The sequence below is a fragment of the Mycobacterium sp. genome, from assembly GCF_965229105.1.
Classification (GTDB): domain Bacteria; phylum Actinomycetota; class Actinomycetes; order Mycobacteriales; family Mycobacteriaceae; genus Mycobacterium.
Map to the genome: position 1 here is coordinate 4994192 of NZ_OZ245858.1, position 15918 is coordinate 5010109.

14 protein-coding genes are annotated in these 15918 nt (G+C 65.6%); 5 read left to right on the forward strand and 9 right to left on the reverse strand.

Features of this window, described 5'->3' with window-relative positions; all coding sequences use genetic code 11:
• The first annotated feature begins 39 nt into the window (after nt 1-39).
• A complete protein-coding gene (locus tag ADBZ9O_RS23400; protein WP_526525330.1) occupies nt 40-1251 on the forward strand; it encodes an MFS transporter in 1212 nt (403 codons plus the stop codon).
• On the opposite strand, the gene ADBZ9O_RS23405 is transcribed toward ADBZ9O_RS23400, so the two are convergent.
• The 4 genes from ADBZ9O_RS23405 to serA are packed head-to-tail and all read right to left on the reverse strand — an operon-like array spanning nt 1246 to nt 5592.
• Nucleotides 1246-2397: a GNAT family N-acetyltransferase gene (locus ADBZ9O_RS23405; RefSeq protein WP_526525331.1), complete on the reverse strand. Its 1152-nt coding sequence runs from the start codon at nt 2395-2397 to the stop codon at nt 1246-1248. The genes ADBZ9O_RS23400 and ADBZ9O_RS23405 overlap by 6 nt on opposite strands.
• Nucleotides 2394-2984: a hypothetical protein gene (locus ADBZ9O_RS23410; protein ID WP_526525332.1), complete on the reverse strand. Its 591-nt coding sequence runs from the start codon at nt 2982-2984 to the stop codon at nt 2394-2396. The genes ADBZ9O_RS23405 and ADBZ9O_RS23410 overlap by 4 nt, the downstream gene beginning before the upstream one ends.
• Nucleotides 2985-2998: 14 nt before the next feature.
• Nucleotides 2999-4009 (reverse strand): 3-isopropylmalate dehydrogenase, encoded by a 1011-nt coding sequence (locus tag ADBZ9O_RS23415; protein WP_526525334.1) that lies wholly within the window; start codon nt 4007-4009, stop codon nt 2999-3001.
• The gene (gene serA / locus ADBZ9O_RS23420) at nt 4006-5592 is read right to left on the reverse strand and encodes a phosphoglycerate dehydrogenase (protein WP_526525335.1); all 1587 of its coding nucleotides are present in this window, start codon (nt 5590-5592) and stop codon (nt 4006-4008) included. Before serA ends, ADBZ9O_RS23415 begins: the two co-directional genes overlap by 4 nt.
• 30 nt (nt 5593-5622) lie before the next feature.
• Between serA and ADBZ9O_RS23425 the strand changes: the two genes are divergently transcribed.
• Complete coding sequence (locus ADBZ9O_RS23425; protein WP_526525336.1) at nt 5623-7053, forward strand: phytoene desaturase family protein; 1431 nt, start codon at nt 5623-5625, stop codon at nt 7051-7053.
• 48 nt (nt 7054-7101) lie between these two features.
• Here the strand turns inward: ADBZ9O_RS23425 and ilvC are convergent, their stop codons facing one another.
• From ilvC to ADBZ9O_RS23440, 3 genes are read right to left on the reverse strand one after another with little or no spacing between them, the layout of a single operon-like run.
• A complete protein-coding gene (ilvC, locus tag ADBZ9O_RS23430) occupies nt 7102-8115 on the reverse strand; it encodes a ketol-acid reductoisomerase (RefSeq protein WP_526525337.1) in 1014 nt (337 codons plus the stop codon).
• Between the two features lie 57 nt (nt 8116-8172).
• Nucleotides 8173-8679, reverse strand: coding sequence for an acetolactate synthase small subunit (ilvN, locus tag ADBZ9O_RS23435; RefSeq protein ID WP_526525338.1), 507 nt, complete (start codon nt 8677-8679; stop codon nt 8173-8175).
• Nucleotides 8679-10559, reverse strand: a complete 1881-nt coding sequence (locus tag ADBZ9O_RS23440) for an acetolactate synthase large subunit (RefSeq protein WP_526525339.1) — start codon at nt 10557-10559, stop codon at nt 8679-8681. The genes ilvN and ADBZ9O_RS23440 overlap by 1 nt, the downstream gene beginning before the upstream one ends.
• Nucleotides 10560-10812: 253 nt before the next feature.
• Here ADBZ9O_RS23440 and ADBZ9O_RS23445 point away from each other — a divergent pair, with 253 nt between their 5' ends.
• The gene (locus tag ADBZ9O_RS23445; RefSeq protein WP_526533414.1) at nt 10813-11205 is read left to right on the forward strand and encodes a PH domain-containing protein; all 393 of its coding nucleotides are present in this window, start codon (nt 10813-10815) and stop codon (nt 11203-11205) included.
• Nucleotides 11206-11228: 23 nt separating this feature from the next.
• On the opposite strand, the gene ADBZ9O_RS23450 is transcribed toward ADBZ9O_RS23445, so the two are convergent.
• Nucleotides 11229-12074 carry a DoxX family protein gene (locus ADBZ9O_RS23450; RefSeq protein ID WP_526525341.1) on the reverse strand — a complete coding sequence of 282 codons (846 nt, stop codon included), beginning with the start codon at nt 12072-12074 and terminating at the stop codon, nt 11229-11231.
• 179 nt (nt 12075-12253) lie between these two features.
• On the opposite strand from ADBZ9O_RS23450, the gene ADBZ9O_RS23455 reads away from it, so the two are divergent.
• Together ADBZ9O_RS23455 and ADBZ9O_RS23460 are read left to right on the forward strand one after the other, a co-directional pair.
• Nucleotides 12254-13384 (forward strand): PQQ-dependent sugar dehydrogenase, encoded by a 1131-nt coding sequence (locus ADBZ9O_RS23455; RefSeq protein WP_526525342.1) that lies wholly within the window; start codon nt 12254-12256, stop codon nt 13382-13384.
• A gap of 163 nt (nt 13385-13547) precedes the next feature.
• A complete protein-coding gene (locus ADBZ9O_RS23460) occupies nt 13548-14321 on the forward strand; it encodes a hypothetical protein (RefSeq protein WP_526525343.1) in 774 nt (257 codons plus the stop codon).
• Between the two features lies 1 nt (nt 14322).
• Here ADBZ9O_RS23460 and gatB read toward each other — a convergent pair whose 3' ends face one another.
• A complete protein-coding gene (gatB, locus tag ADBZ9O_RS23465) occupies nt 14323-15840 on the reverse strand; it encodes an Asp-tRNA(Asn)/Glu-tRNA(Gln) amidotransferase subunit GatB (protein ID WP_526525345.1) in 1518 nt (505 codons plus the stop codon).
• Between the last annotated feature and the right edge of the window lie 78 nt (nt 15841-15918).

Here is a 15918-nt window from a genome sequence, read left to right on the forward strand (position 1 = left end):
ATAATCACATAGTGGGACAGTCATGCGAGCATGGACGCCATGGCCGACTCCTCCATCAACCAGATCGGCACCTTCCGGCGATGGTCGATGCTGTTCATCGCGCTGACGGCCACGTTGTTCGCGAACGTGTTCATCAACGGTGTGGCCTTCCTCATCCCGGCCCTGCATACCGAACGTGGACTTGATCTCGCGCAGGCCGGACTGGTGTCGGCGATGCCCAGCTTCGGCATGGTCGTCACCCTCATCGGGTGGGGTTACGCGGTGGACCGGTTCGGCGAGCGGATCGTGCTGAGCATCGGTTCGGCGTTGACCGCGGCCGCCGCCTTCGCCGCGGCATCGGTGCACTCCCTTCTTGCCGTGGGGGCGCTGCTGTTCATCGGCGGGATGGCTGCGGCCAGTAGTAATTCCGCCAGCGGCCGGCTGGTCGTCGGATGGTTCCCGCCACAGCAGCGTGGCCTGGTGATGGGCATCCGGCAGACCGCGACGCCGTTGGGAGTCGGCCTGGGCGCTTTGGTCATTCCGCAGTTGGCTCAAGCGCACGGGGTGGCGGGCGCATTACTGTTCCCCGCCGTGCTGTGTGCGCTGGCCGCGCTCTTCAGCGCCGCCGGTGTCAAGAATCCACCACGACCTCCGCGCGCGGAAGCACCGGCTGAGCACCTGGCCAACCCGTACCGGAACTCGTCTGTGCTGTGGCGCATCCACGCCGTGTCCGTGCTGCTCGTCGCGCCGCAGATTCTGGTGTGGACGTTCACCCTGGTGTGGCTGATGACCGACCGCGGCTGGTCGGCGGCCTCAGCTGGTGCCTTGGTGACCTTCGCCCAGATCCTTGGCGCCGCAGGTCGAATCGCAGCCGGCCGCTGGTCAGATATGACCGGGTCACGGCTGAAGCCGATCCGCACCATCGCGATCGGCGCCGCGATCGCCATGGGCCTGCTGGCACTGACCGATCAGCTGCACTCACCGCTGAGCGTTGCGGTGATGGTCGTCGCATCGGTGATCACGGTGTCCGACAACGGTTTGGCTTTCACCGCGATCGCCGAGATCGCCGGACCCTTCTGGAGCGGGCGCGCCCTGGGCACTCAGAACACATCCCAGCTGCTCACCGGGGGGATCGTGCCTCCGGTGTTCGGTGGGCTGATCGCCATCGCCGGCTTCCCATTGGCGTTCGCGGTGTGTGCGGTGTTCCCGCTGATAGCGCTGCCGCTGGTGCCGGTGGACGCCGACCCGATGCGCGCTGCGCGAACCTCATGAACCCGAACTGAGCACCCGGTGTTGGCGCGCATCGCTGCGGTTGTCCAAGGCCAGGCTGGCGTGGGCGAAGGCAGCGTAAAGCAAGCGGGACTTGCGATCTGACCGCACGATCGCAAAGTCGTGGAAGGTGGTCACCGTCGACGTCCAGCGCAACTTGGCGATATCGGGGCCCGTCGACAGATTGAATGAGCGGCGACCACGGCCGATGGCCTCGGACAAAGCCTGGAAAATCAGCATTGTATTGAGACTGAGTTCCCAGAAGTCCGGGTTGAGGCCGGTGACGGACAGATAGTCGGTGCCCGCGTCGGATAGCACCAGAAGCGCGGCCACGGGCTCACCGAAGTGCTCGGCGAGATGGACTCGGGCCAACCCATCTCGCGCAAGGGCGCTGGCGGCGCGCACCAGAAAGTCACCTTCGAGCTCGCTGCTGAATTTGTCGGAGTGTTCGACCTTTCCTCCCATTCGGGCCCGCATCCGGTGCAGCTCGATGAGCCTTCGAACACTTGTCGCGACGTCGTCAACCTCAGAGGCACAACGAAATGTCATACCGCCGTGCTTCGCCGACCGATTCTTACTCCGCCGCACCGACTCTCGAACGTTGCGTTTCAGTCCGCTCCTGAGGCTGTCCACGTCAGAAGGCAGATCGCTGATGATCACGCACGGCCTGGTGTTGCGTTGTTTGATCATTCCGTTGGCCGGGTCATCGAGCCACTGCGGCAGCAGCCATCCCTGGTCGGGCCCCAGCGAGAGCTGCGCCCAGCTCCATCCCTGCAGGCTCTCGAGGTGATAGACGAGCGCACGGAGCACCTCACTGGTCCGGTCCGGCAGTGCCAGCACTTGAACGACCTCGGTCAGCTCTTCGCGCCCACCAGTGCCCAGCGGCCGGATGCATCGGGCGCGTACCCCGGCAAAGGAGTGACGGCCCCGATACATCGGGGCGAATCCGATCAGGGCCCCGCCAAGGTCCGAGTCGCGGACAGCCACGCACTCCAGGTCGCCATCCGGGACAAAGTACTCGGCCCAGACCTGCGCCCAGCCCGGGTGCTCAAACGGTGTGCCCGCGTGGGACTTCGAGTGCAGCTCGGCCCACTCATCTCGGAGCTCTCCCAATCCCGCGGCATCACGGATGGCAGTCGTCTCGATCACGGACGTTCCTTCTCCCATCGCGGCAGGATTAACAGCGCCGCCGCCAGAAAACACAGTGCACCGATGAAGGTGCCCAGATTCGCCATCTTCGCGTCCTCGGTGATGCCGGTCTTACTGACAAAAGCCGCCACCGCGGAAACGCCGAAGGCGATACAACCGATCAGGTTGATCCACTCTGCCTGCCAGTCACGGGATTTCAGCGCCAGTGTGCCGATCGCCGCCGAGACCGCGAGGACACCGAGTAGCCCGCTCACCAGGAAGGCGATCGAACCGGTGGCATCCGGCGCCCAGACGAGGCGCCGCTCCGCCCTGATTGCATGCGCCCACACCGCCGAACCCGTGCTGATGTTGAACAGCAGCGTTCCGACGAATTGTGCTGCCGCCGAATACCAGTTGGCGTCGCGGTGCTGACCGGACAACTTCAGCTGCATCCACGCGGCGCTGGTGAAGAACCAGGACCCGATGAAACACAACACATTCGCGACCCCGGCATTGGTGAGCGCCGGAAAACCCGGGATCGTCGCGAGCGCGAAGAACGACGAGCCGATCGCGAACAGCCAGCATTGCCGGGTCAGCGTCGCGGCCAAAATGGGCCGCCCGTTTATAGCTTTTCCAGGATCCGGTCGCCAACGGCCGTCGTCGACAGCTGCTCGTCGCCGACTGTGGCCAGATGCTCCTCGACCGCCTTGTCGACCCGGGCAGCGGCATCGGTCTCACCGACGTGGGCCAACAACAGCGCTACGGACATGACGGCGGCTGTCGGGTCGGCGATGCCCTGCCCCGCGATATCGGGTGCACTGCCGTGCACCGGCTCGAACATCGACGGGTTGGTGCGGGTGGCATCGATATTGCCGCTGGCGGCCAGCCCGATCCCGCCGGCGACTGCCGCGGCAAGATCGGTGATGATATCGCCGAAGAGGTTGTCGGTGACGATGACATCGAAGCGGCCCGGATCGGTGACCAGGTGGATCGTCGCCGCGTCGATGTGCTGGTAGGCCACCTCGATGTCGGGGAACTCCGCGCCCACCTCGGCCACGATGCGCGACCACAGGTTGCCGGCGAAGCTCAGCACGTTGGTCTTGTGCACCAGGGTCAGATGCTTGCGCCGGGTGGCGGCCTTGGCGAACGCGTACCGCACCACCCGCTCGACGCCGAAAGCGGTGTTCAGGCTGACCTCGGTGGCCACCTCGTGCGGGGTGCCGACGCGGATCACGCCGCCGGTGCCGGTGTAGGGGCCCTCGGTACCTTCCCGGACCACCACGAAATCGATCGCGGGATTGCCGGCCAACGGACTCTGCACACCCGGATAGAGCTTCGACGGCCGCAGGTTCACGTGGTGATCCAACGCAAACCTCAGCGTCAGCAGCAGGCCACGTTCGAGCACGCCGCTGGGCACCGACGGATCACCGATGGCGCCGAGCAGGATCGCGTCATAACCCTTGAGTTCGTCGACCATCCCATCCGGCAGGGTCTCCCCCGTCGCGTGATAGCGCCGCGCACCGAGGTCGTATTCGGTCGTCTCGACACCGGGTAGCACGGCGTCGAGCACCCGCAGGCCCTGTGTGACGACCTCGGGGCCGATCCCGTCGCCTGCGATGACTGCGAGTTTCACGACAGATCCACCATTTCCATCGTCACGGCCTCGACCGCGGTGGCCAGGCTGCCCAGCACGTCGGCAGGTACCTCGCGATCCACTCGCAGCATCACGGTGGCACCTTCACCGCTGGCGTCCTGGCTCATCTGGGCGGCGAAGATATCGATACCCGCCCCGCCGAGCAGAGTGCCGATCTTGCCCAGCGCACCGGGCTGATCGGCGTAGTTGATGATCAGGTTGTAGCCCTCGGCGCGCAGATCGAAGTTGCGGCCGTTGATCTGGACGATCTTCTGCACCTGCTGGGGGCCCGACAGCGTGCCCGCCACATTCGTCGACGATCCGTCGGTGTAGACCGCGCGGACGTCGACGACGCTGCGGTGGTTGGGGCTCTCGGTGGCCGTGGTGATCTCGGCGTTGACGCCGCGTTCTGCAGCCAGCGCGGGTGCGTTGACGAAGGTCACCTGATCTTCGATGACCGCAGAGAACAACCCGCGTAGCGCCGACAGTTTGAGTACTTCGACAGATTCCGCTGCCAGTTCACCGCGTACCTGCACCGTCAGCGAGACCGGCAGTTCGGTTTTCAGAGCTCCGATGAGGACGCCGACCTTGCGCACGATTTCCAGCCACGGCGCGACCTCTTCCCCGACGCTCCCGCCGCCGACGTTGACCGCATCCGGTACGAATTCACCGGCCAGGGCCAGCTTTACGCTGGCGGCGACGTCGGTGCCCGCCCGGTCTTGCGCTTCGGCGGTCGAGGCACCGAGGTGCGGGGTGACGATGACCTGCGGGAGTTCGAACAGCGGGCTGTCGGTGCACGGCTCGGTGCTGAACACGTCGAGACCGGCTCCGCGGACGTGCCCGCTGGTGATCGCATCGGCCAGGGCCTGCTCGTCGATCAGGCCACCCCTGGCAGCGTTGACGATGATCACACCGGGCTTGGTCTTGGCCAGCGCCTCTTTGCCGATCAGGCCGGCGGTCTCGGGCGTCTTGGGCAGATGCACCGAGATGAAATCGGCCCGGCCCAGCAGATCGTCCAGGGACAGCAGTTCGATGCCGAGCTGAGCAGCCCTGGCGGCGGAGACGTAGGGGTCATAGGCCACGACGTGGGTGCCGAAGGCGGCCAGCCGGGCCGCGACCAGTTGACCGATGCGGCCCAGGCCGACCACGCCGACCGTCTTGCCGTAGATCTCGGTGCCGGAGAACGACGACCGCTTCCACTTGTGCTCACGAAGTGAGGCGTCGGCGGGGGCGATCTGGCGGGCGGCGGCCAGCATCAGGGCCAGGGCGTGCTCGGCGGCGCTGTGAATATTCGACGTCGGGGCGTTGACCACCAGCACGCCACGGGCGGTGGCGGCGTCGACGTCGACGTTGTCCAGGCCCACCCCGGCGCGGGCGACGATCTTCAGTTTCGTGCCCGCAGCCAGCACTTCAGCGTCGACGGTGGTGGCCGAACGCACCAGCAGGGCGTCGGCGTCGGGTACTGCGGCGAGCAGTTTTTCCCGGTCTGGGCCGTCGACCCAGCGCACCTCCACCTGGTCGCCAAGGGCGGCGACGGTCGATTCGGCGAGTTTGTCGGCGATCAAAACAACGGGCAGGCTCACGCGGACAGCGTAATGGGCTTCAATCGACACATGGACGTCACCATCGTTGGAAGTGGTCCCAACGGTCTGAGCGCTGCTGTCATCTGTGCCAGAGCCGGGCTATCAGTACGGGTCATCGAGGCCCAGCCGACTCCCGGTGGTGGTGCCCGCACCATGGCCGACCCCGAGTTCCCCGGCGTGCTCCACGACATCTGCTCAGCGGTGCACCCCCTGGGGATGGCGTCGCCGTTCTTCGCCGAATTCGATCTCGCGGCGCGCGGGGTCGATCTCGTGGTGCCGCAGGTGTCCTACGCCAACCCGTTGGCGGGCCGGTCCGCGGCGGTGGCGTATCACTCGCTGCAGCGGACCTGCGACGAACTCGACCACGGTGCGTCGTGGCGCGGGCTCTTCGGTCCACTGACCGAACACGTCGACGGCGTACTCGGGTTCTTCCTCGGCGATAAGCGGTCGTTGCCACCGGATCTGCTGACCACGGTGCGGACCGGTCTGCGGGTACTGGCGATGGGTAGTCCGGCCTGGGGTCTGCTTCGCGGTGATGACGCCCAGGCTCTCTTCACCGGGGTTGGGACACATGCCATCTCGACCATGCCGTCACCGGTGAACAGCGGGGCCGGTCTGATGCTCGGCACCGTCGCGCATACCGCCGGATGGCCGGTGCCCGTCGGCGGAACCCAGGTGATCTCCGACGCGCTGATCGCCGACCTGTTGGCGCACGGCGGCGAGCTGGTGCTCGGTGAACCCGTGACTGCGCCGCCGGCCGGGGTGGTCATCTACGACACCGCACCGACCGCACTGTTGGATATCTACGGCGACGCAGTACCAGAGCGATACGCAAAAGCGTTGCGCCGCTACCGATTCGGACAGGGCGTCAGCAAGGTCGACTTCGTCCTGTCCGGCGATATCCCGTGGCGCGACGAGCGCGTCGGGCAGGCTCCGACCATCCACATGGGCGGAACCCGAGCGCAGATGGCCCTGGCGGAGCGGGAGATTGCGGCCGGCCGTCATGCCGAATGGCCGATGACGCTCGCGTCGCTGCCCCACCTGTCCGACCCGTCGCGGATCGACAATCAGGGCCGTCGCCCGCTGTGGACCTATGCGCATGTCCCGTCGGGGTCGACCGCCGATATCAGCGAGACGGTGATCGGCCTGTTCGAACGCGAGGCACCCGGATTCCGTGACCTAATTCTCGCCACACGGTGCGTCCCGGCAGCCCAGATGTCAGACCACAACGCCAATTACGTCGGCGGGGACATCATTGTCGGCGGCGCCACGTTGTTCGCCGCGATGGTGGGCCCGACGCTTCGGCTCGATCCGTGGACCACACCCATCCCGAAGGCGTACCTCTGCTCCTCGGCGACGCCGCCAGGCACGGGCGTACACGGGATGGCGGGCTACTACGCGGCACGCACGATGCTGCGTCGGGAATTCGGCGTCAAACAGCTGCCCGCACTGGCCCCTTAGACAGCGATTCGGGCGCGCAAACCCGCGTTTGCGCGCCCGAATCGGCTGCTAGGCAGTCTCGGTGATCGGCCGGTCGACCCAGCTCATCAGGTCGCGCAGCTTCTTACCGGTGACCTCGATGGGGTGCTCGGCGTTCTCCTTGCGCAGCTTCTCCAGGCGCTTGTTGCCACCCTCGACGTTGGCGACGAGCTCCTTGACGAACGTGCCGTCCTGGATGTCCTTGAGGATGGCGCGCATCCGGTCCTTGGTGTCGGCGTCGATGACACGCGGGCCGGACAGGTAGCCGCCGAACTCCGCGGTGTCAGACACCGAGTAGTTCATCCGGGCGATGCCACCCTCGTACATCAGGTCGACGATGAGCTTGAGCTCGTGCAGCACCTCGAAGTAGGCCATCTCGGGGGCGTAGCCCGCCTCGACCATGATCTCGAAGCCGGCCTTGACCAATTCCTCTGTGCCACCACACAACACAGCCTGCTCACCGAACAGGTCGGTCTCGGTCTCTTCCTTGAAGTCGGTCTTGATGACGCCAGCGCGGGCGCCGCCGATGGCCGCGGCGTAGGACAGCGCGAGCGCCTGTCCCTCACCCTTGGGGTCCTGGTCGACGGCGATCAGGCACGGCACACCCTTGCCATCGACGAACTGTCGGCGCACCAGGTGGCCGGGGCCCTTGGGCGCGACCATGGCGACGGTGATGTTGGCCGGCGGCTCAATCAGCTTGAAGTGGATGTTCAGGCCGTGGCCGAAGAACAGTGCGTTGCCCTCTTCGAGGTTCGGTTCGATATCGTTTTTGAAGATCTCAGCCTGCGCGGTATCGGGCGCCAGCAGCATGATCACGTCGGCCCACTTGGCGACCTCGGCGGGGGTGTCCACCTCGAGGCCCTGCTCGGTGACCTTCTCGCGGGACTTGGAGCCCTCTTTGAGGCCCACCTTCACCTCGACGCCGGAGTCGCGCAGGCTCAGCGAGTGCGCGTGCCCCTGGCTGCCGTAGCCGATGACGGCGACCTTGCGCCCCTGAATGATCGACAGGTCCGCGTCGTCGTCGTAGAACATCTCAACTGCCACTTGAATTTTCCTTTTCTCTGGTTGATCTCAAAGTTGGGTGATTTCTCAAAGTGCGGGTTATTTGCCGGTGCCAATACCGCGCGGCCCGCGGGCCAGTGTCACCATGCCGGACTGTGCGATCTCCCGGATACCGTAGGGCTCCAAGAGGTTCAACAGCGCCGTCAGCTTGCCGGGGGTGCCGGTGGCTTCCACCACCAACGACTCCGCCGACACGTCAACGACTTTGGCGCGGAACAGGTTCACGGTCTCGATGATCTGACCGCGCGTCGTCGCATCGGCGCGCACCTTGATCAGAGCGAGTTCACGCGAGACCGAGTTGTCCTCGTCCTGCTCCACGATTTTGATCACGTTGATCAGCTTGTTGAGCTGCTTGGTGACCTGCTCCAGCGGGAAGTCCTCGACCGAGACGACGATTGTCATCCGCGACAAGTTCTTCTGCTCGGTGGCACCAACGGCCAGCGACTGGATGTTGAAGCCGCGCCGGGAGAACAGCGAGGCCACACGCGCCAGCACGCCGGGTTTGTCCTCGACGAGGACCGACAGGGTATGCGTCTGAATGCCCATCACGCATGCCCCTCGTTGCCCTGGTCGTCGAACAGCGGCCGAATTCCCCTGGCGGCCTCGATCTCGGAGTTGCTTGTGCCCGCAGCGACCATCGGCCACACCTGGGCGTCGGCACCGACGATGAAGTCGATCACCACCGGACGGTCGTTGATCGCCCGCGCCTGGTTGATCACGTCTTCGACGTCTTCGGCACGCTCACAACGCAATCCGACACAGCCGAGCGCCTCGGCAAGTTTGACGAAATCCGGGATGCGATGGCTGTGGGTGGATAGTCCGGTCTGGCTGTAGCGGCCCTCGTAGAACAGGGTCTGCCACTGCCGGACCATACCGAGATTGCCGTTGTTGATCAGCGCAACCTTGATGGGCGCGCCCTCGACGGCACAGGTGGCCAACTCCTGGTTGGTCATCTGGAAGCAGCCGTCACCGTCGATGGCCCACACCTCGGCCTCGGGCCTGGCGAACTTGGCGCCCATGGCCGCAGGAATGGCATAGCCCATGGTGCCGAGGCCGCCGGAGTTCAGCCACGTGCGCGGGTTTTCGTATTTGATGAACTGCGCGGCCCACATCTGGTGCTGCCCAACGCCCGCCACGTACACCGCCTCGGGACCGGCGATGCGTCCCAGGGTTTCGATGACGTATTCCGGGGACAGGCTGCCGTCGCTTTGGGGCCCGTAGCTCAACGGGTAGGTCGAGCGCACGGTGGACAGGTATTCCCACCAGCTGTCCATGTTGATCGCCCCGATGGTGCCGTCGTGGCGCAGCGCCTCGATCAGATCGGTGATGACCGCCTTGACGTCGCCGACGATCGGCACATCGGCGTGCCGGTTCTTACCGATCTCGGCGGGGTCGATATCGGCGTGGATCACCTTGGCCTCGGGGGCGAAGGAGTCCAGCTTTCCGGTCACCCGGTCATCGAAACGGGTGCCCAGTGCGATCAGCAGATCAGACTTCTGCAGCGCACCCACCGCGGCCACCGTGCCGTGCATCCCTGGCATGCCCAGGTTCTGCGGGTGACTGTCCGGGAACGCACCGCGCGCCATCAGCGTCGTCACCACCGGGATACCGGTCAGCTCGGCGAGATCGAGCAGTTGATCGGTTGCCTCACCGCGAATGACACCGCCGCCGACATAGAGCACCGGCTTACTGGCCGCGGCGATCAGCTTGGCGGCCTCACGGACCTGCCTGCTGTGCGGTTTGGTGTTGGGCTTGTATCCGGGCAGATCCAGCTTCGGCGGCCAGCTGAAGGTGCACTGCCCCTGCAGGACGTCCTTGGGGATGTCCACCAGCACTGCGCCCGGCCGTCCGCTGGCGGCGATGTGGAACGCCTCGGCCATCACCTGAGGGATCTCGTCGCCGCTGCGAACCAGGAAGTTGTGCTTGGTGATCGGCATCGTGATGCCTGAGATATCGGCTTCCTGGAAGGCGTCGGTGCCGATCAGTGCGCGCCCGACCTGGCCGGTGATCGCCACCACAGGGATGGAATCCATCTGGGCGTCGGCCAGCGGAGTGACCAGGTTGGTGGCGCCGGGACCGGAGGTGGCCATCATGACGCCGACCTTTCCGGTGGCGTGGGCGTATCCGCTGGCGGCGTGGCCCGCACCTTGCTCATGGCGGACCAGCACGTGCCGCAGCTTCACCGAATCGAAAAGCGGGTCATAGACCGGCAACACGGCCCCACCGGGGATCCCGAAGATCACCTCGACGTCGAGCTCCTCTAATGACCGAATTACCGACTGGGCGCCCGTAACCTGATGCGGTGCAACTCTTTTCGCTGCATTACCGGTTGACTTCGGGGCGGGCCGCCCATCGGGGACGGGGGTGCCGTTCCCTGGAGCCGGCGACTGGGCCGGTTCCGGCGGTCGCGTGGTAGGTGCGCTCACGGTGTCCTCTTCATGTCGTGGTCACTCTTCGGTCTTGAATTTCTTCTAGCGGGCAAGAAAAAACCCCCGTCAGCAGGGCTGCTGGCCGAGGGTTGCGCGTTGGTGTTGGTAGGGGTTAGCCCGACGCGGGCTAGACGGCACCAACGCGCCGACAAATTACTACGAGCGTCGAGCTGCTCCAACGGGCTTGCATAACGTTCGACGGTAGCCGCCGCACTGGTCAAAGGTCAAATTGCTGGCAGGGGATGGAATGATGGCCGGTGTGCCCCGCCCTTCCGTCGATCCCGTCGTCATCAACATTTCGCCGATGGCCCTGTTCGCGGTCGGATTCGTGACACTAGGACTGCTGATACCGGTGCTGACTTGGCCGTGGACGACGCCCCTGCTGATCATTCCGATCGTGCTCGCCGCGATGATCGTCCGGCTACGTACCGTGGCAGACCGCGACGCCGTCACCGTCAGGAACCTTCTCGGCAGCAGGACGGTCGGTTGGGACGAGATCGACGGACTCACTTTCGTCAAATCCAAATGGGCCCGGGCCCGCCTCAAGGACGGCAGCGAGCTGCGCTTGCCCGCGGTGACGTTCGCGACGCTTCCGCTGCTCACCGAAATCAGTGCCGGCCGGGTACCGAATCCCTATGCGTAGGAATTACTGAGCCCGGGCGGCCCCTATGCGAGCGGATTCACGCCGTTCAGCAGCACCCACACCGCGATGCCGCCGCCGACGCCCACCAGCAGCGCGACGAACGAACCGATGAAAGGCCTTCGCGCCCAGCCACGCCCAGCGTCGAATCCCCATCGACCGGGACCGCACAGGATGATCGCCGCGGCCACGACAATCAGCGTGATTTCGTACTCATGGCCCTCGGGCAGGAAGAAGGAGAACCGGGCGGGGTTCTCCTGGGTGACGATCCCGGCCAGCAGCGCGTTGACCAGATACGCCAGCGCGGCCGCTGCGGCCAGCGGGGTGAACAACCCGAGCACCAGCAGGACACCCGCGGCGATCTCGGTGCCCGCGGCGGCATAGACCAGCAGATTGGCGTGCTGGAAACCCAGCACCTCGAGTGAGTCACGGAAGCTACCGAGCCCCTGACCGCCCCACCAACCGAAGATCTTCTGCAGGCCGTGCGCAATCAGAATCGCGCCGAAGCCTGCCCGCAGCAGGAAAAGCCCGAGGTCCTGGGTGCCGCGGCGGCCGGCATTGCGAACCCGGTCGTAATCCTCGGCCTCGATCTCGGTGGGCCCGATCATCGGTCGCATGGCCTGCGGCTGCACATAGGGCAGCGGCTCAGGATCGTGCAACAACGCGTAGGGGTTGCTCGGCGACGCAGTGGCGGCGCCGTAGCCTGTGCCATAGTTCGTGATCGTGGTGGTCTCGAAGTCGCCGCCGTAGGTCTCCGACGGCATATCGTCTTCAGGGTCGACCAGGCTTGCCGAGGACGGCCGGGAGCCGCCGGCTCCAGACGACGCATCGCCTGGACGCTGCCAGAGTGGGTCATTCGAAGGACTCGTCACGAAAGTCAGGGTAAGTGCAAGTTCTCCCGAATCGGGGATTTGAGCGGCGCTTTTGCCTGCAAATTTGGCCAAATTCAGCGATCGTGACCCACCCGTGATCTGCCTGGCGACCTCATCGCCGGCTCCGGCGGCCGACGGTCCGTGGCGAGCACTCCCGCGGGATCCGTAACCTGGTGGGCATGTTGACGCGCTGGCCTGTCCAGGGTGTGCGGGCCGCACTGTGTGTGGGACTCGTTATCGCCCTGCCTCTTGCGGGTTGTGCGCGCTTTGATGACGCCCAATCGCAACCCTTCACCACCGAGCCCGAGCGCTCAGGGCCGCCGCCTTCGACGCCACCGCCACCGCCACCGCTGCCGGCCAAACCGTTTCCGAAAGAATGCCCGGCCCCCGGCGTCATGCAGGGCTGCCTAGACAGCACCAGCGGCCTGATCATGGGCGATGACAGCAAGACCGCTCTGGTCGCCGAGCGCACTACCGGTGCGGTCAAGGAGATCTCGGTCAGCGCCGAGCCGAAGGTGAAGACGGTCATCCCGGTCGACGGCTCGGGCGACGGCGGCTTGTTGGACATCAAGCTCTCGCCCACCTACCCGCAAGACCGACTGATGTACGCCTACATCAGCACCCCCACCGACAACCGGGTCATCCGGATCGCCGACGACGACATTCCCAAAGACATCCTCACCGGCATCCCCAAGGGTGCGACCGGCAACACGGGGTCATTGATCTTCACCAGTCCCACCACGCTGGTGGTGCAGACCGGCGATGCCGGCAATCCGGCGCTGGCCGCCGACCCCGGTTCGCTCGCGGGCAAGATCCTGCGCATCGAACAACCGACCACCGTCGGCCAGGCCCCGACGACCACGGCGCTGTCAGGGATGGGCAGCGCGGGCGGTATGTGCGTCGACCCGTCGGACAAGTCCCTCTACATCACCGACCGCACGCCGACCGCGGATCGCTTGCAGCGCATTTCACCTGACTCGAAAACCTCGACGGTGTGGACGTGGCCCGATAAGCCTGGTGTGGCAGGATGCGCGGCGCTGGATGGCACCGTGCTGGTCAACTTGGTCAATACCAAACAGACCGTGGCCGTGCGGCTTGCGCCTGCGACCGGTGCTGTCACCGGTGACCCCGAAGTTCTGCGTCAGGACGTGCATGGCCACGCGTGGGCATTGCAGCTCTCCCCCGACGGAAACGTCTGGGGCGCAACGGTGAACAAGACTGCCGGCGACGCCGAAAAACTCGACGACGTGGTCTTCCCGCTGTTCCCGCAGGGTGGCGGCTTCCCCCGTAGTAACGCCGACAACACCTGACGTCACCGAAACGGCTCTGCGGGGCAACGGTTCGATAACTCTCGTAATTGTCACTTGAGCAACATCGGTAACACGATACGTTTCACTACGCCATCAAGATCAGTGAAACGGGGGCGTAGTGCCGAGGTCGGTAAAGCGGCGTGCGCTGGTGACCATAGCGACCATGTCACTGCTCTGGTCTGCAGTCCTCTTCAGTCCGGCGGCCACTGCCGATCCAGAGATCAGCCCGGGGGTGCCGTGCGGAGACATCATCGAGCAGCTTGCGGCGTCACCCGAGGCCATACCGGAGGCGCTGCAGACTGCCGCCTCGGCCCTGGCTGCTCTGCCTGATTCCGCTGCACTGATCCCGGCAGCCACCGAAGCCGCTGCGCCACTGACCGAAAGCGCCGCCGTGGTCGCCGACGCTGCGACTGGACTGCCGCCGGTACCGGTGGTTCCTGCCGCCCTGCCTGCGGTCGCCCTGCCACCTGTTCCGGTGGTGGCTGCACCTCCAGCCGAGGCAGTCCCCTTCGCTGCACCGGTGGAGGCGGCTCCGGTCACCGAACTCGCGGCGACGGTGCCCCCACCGCCGGTTGAAGCGCTGCCCCCCGTCGAAGCTGCACCACCACCGCCACCGGCGGCGGTTGAGGCAGCACCGGTCGCCGAGGCTGCCCCACCCGTGCCGGTCGAGGCCGCACCTGTCGAGCAGGCCGCCGCTGTGGTCGCACCGCCGGTGCCCGCTGTCGTCCCGCCGGTTCCTGTTGGACTACCACCGGTTCCGGTCCCCGTGGTTGCCGGTCCAGTGGTCCCGGCCGCGCCGGTCGTCTCGATACCCGAGTCCATTGCCATGCCGCCGATCGCCAGCATTCCTGGCGCGTCGGAAATACCGGGTGTGCCGGTGCTACCGACCACCCTGTCGATGCCGCACGATTTGGTATGCGAGGGCACCGGTTGGTAGATCAGCTACAGGCGGCGAGCACCAATTCGCGGACCCTGGCCGCATCGGCCTGACCCTTCGTCGCCTTCATCACGGCGCCGACGATCGCACCGGCCGCAGCCACCTTGCCGCCCCTGATCTTCTCCGCCACATCAGGATTGGCGGCCAACGCCTCATCGACCGCGGCTTGGATCAGCGAGTCGTCCCGCACGACGGCCAGCCCGCGAGCGGTCATCACCTGCTCGGGTTCGCCCTCACCTGCCAGCACTCCCTCGATGACCTGACGGCCCAGCTTGTTCGACAACTTGCCCTCGTCGACCAGCACAATGACGGCGGCGACCTGTGCTGGGGTGATGGCTAGTTCGTCCAGTGCGACGCCGGCCTCGTTGGCCTTTTGCACCAGGAAGTTTCCCCACAACGCCCGAGCGGCCTCGACAGAAGCACCCTGTGCGACGGTGGCCGCCACCAGATCCAGTGCGCCGTTGTTGACCAGATCACGGAAAATCTCGTCGGACAGGCCCCAGTCCTGCTGAATTCTGTTGCGCACCAACCACGGAAGCTCCGGAATGGTCAGCCGCAGCTTCTCGACCAGCTCCCGGCTGGGGGCAACCGGCTCAAGGTCGGGCTCTGGGAAATAGCGGTAATCCGCCGCGGTTTCCTTGGCCCGACCGCCGCTGGTGTACCCGGCCTCGTTGAAATGCCGGGTCTCCTGGGTGATGCTGCCACCGGCTTCGAGGATCGCGGCCTGGCGGCGCATCTCATAGGTGACCGCCACCTCGACACTGCGCAACGAGTTGACGTTCTTCGTCTCGGTGCGGGTACCGAGTTCGCTGACACCCTTGAGTTTCAAGGAGACGTTCGAATCGCAGCGCATCGAGCCCTGGTCCATCCGCACGTCGGAAACATCCAACGAGCGCAACAGATCCCGCAACGCCGTGACGTAGGCCCTGGCGATCTCCGGCGCCCGCTCCCCGGCTCCCTCGATGGTCCTGGTGACGATCTCGATCAGAGGCACACCTGCGCGGTTGTAGTCCAGCAGCGATTCGGTGGCACCTTCGATGCGGCCGGTCTCTCCGCCGACGTGCAGCGACTTGCCGGTGTCCTCTTCCATGTGAGCGCGCTCGATCTCCACCCGCCACGTGGTGCCATCGTCGAGCGGCACGTCGAGGTACCCGTTGATCGCGATCGGCTCGTCGTACTGAGAGATCTGGTAGTTCTTCGGCATATCGGGATAGAAGTAGTTCTTGCGGGCGAATCGGCACCACGGCACGATCTCGCAGTTCAGTGCCAACCCGATCCGGATCGCCGATTCGACGGCCTTCTCATTGAGCGTGGGCAACGCGCCGGGCAAGGCCAGGCACACCGGGCAGACCTGGGTGTTGGGTTCGGCGCCGAACTCGGTGCTGCAGGGGCAGAACATCTTGGTGGCCGTCGACAGTTCGACGTGCACCTCAAGGCCGAGGACAGGGTCGTAACGAGCGATGACCTCGTCATAGTCGAGCAGTTCGGCCTCACCGGAACGAGTACTTGCAGCGGTCATCCCCCGATTTTAGTGTGGCCACCTTTTACCTAGTCGAATGGCGGTTGTTCCGGTCCGGCCGCCGTGCTCAGATGACAC

Coding starts and splice junctions, on each gene's coding strand:
- ADBZ9O_RS23400 (WP_526525330.1), top strand. CDS start 40: ATGGCCGACTCCTCCATCAACCAGATCGGCACCTTCCGGCGATGGTCG.
- ADBZ9O_RS23425 (WP_526525336.1), top strand. CDS start 5,623: ATGGACGTCACCATCGTTGGAAGTGGTCCCAACGGTCTGAGCGCTGCT.
- ilvN (WP_526525338.1), bottom strand. CDS start 8,679: ATGGGCATTCAGACGCATACCCTGTCGGTCCTCGTCGAGGACAAACCC.
- ADBZ9O_RS23445 (WP_526533414.1), top strand. CDS start 10,813: ATGGCCGGTGTGCCCCGCCCTTCCGTCGATCCCGTCGTCATCAACATT.
- ADBZ9O_RS23455 (WP_526525342.1), top strand. CDS start 12,254: ATGTTGACGCGCTGGCCTGTCCAGGGTGTGCGGGCCGCACTGTGTGTG.
- ADBZ9O_RS23460 (WP_526525343.1), top strand. CDS start 13,548: ATGTCACTGCTCTGGTCTGCAGTCCTCTTCAGTCCGGCGGCCACTGCC.
- gatB (WP_526525345.1), bottom strand. CDS start 15,840: ATGACCGCTGCAAGTACTCGTTCCGGTGAGGCCGAACTGCTCGACTAT.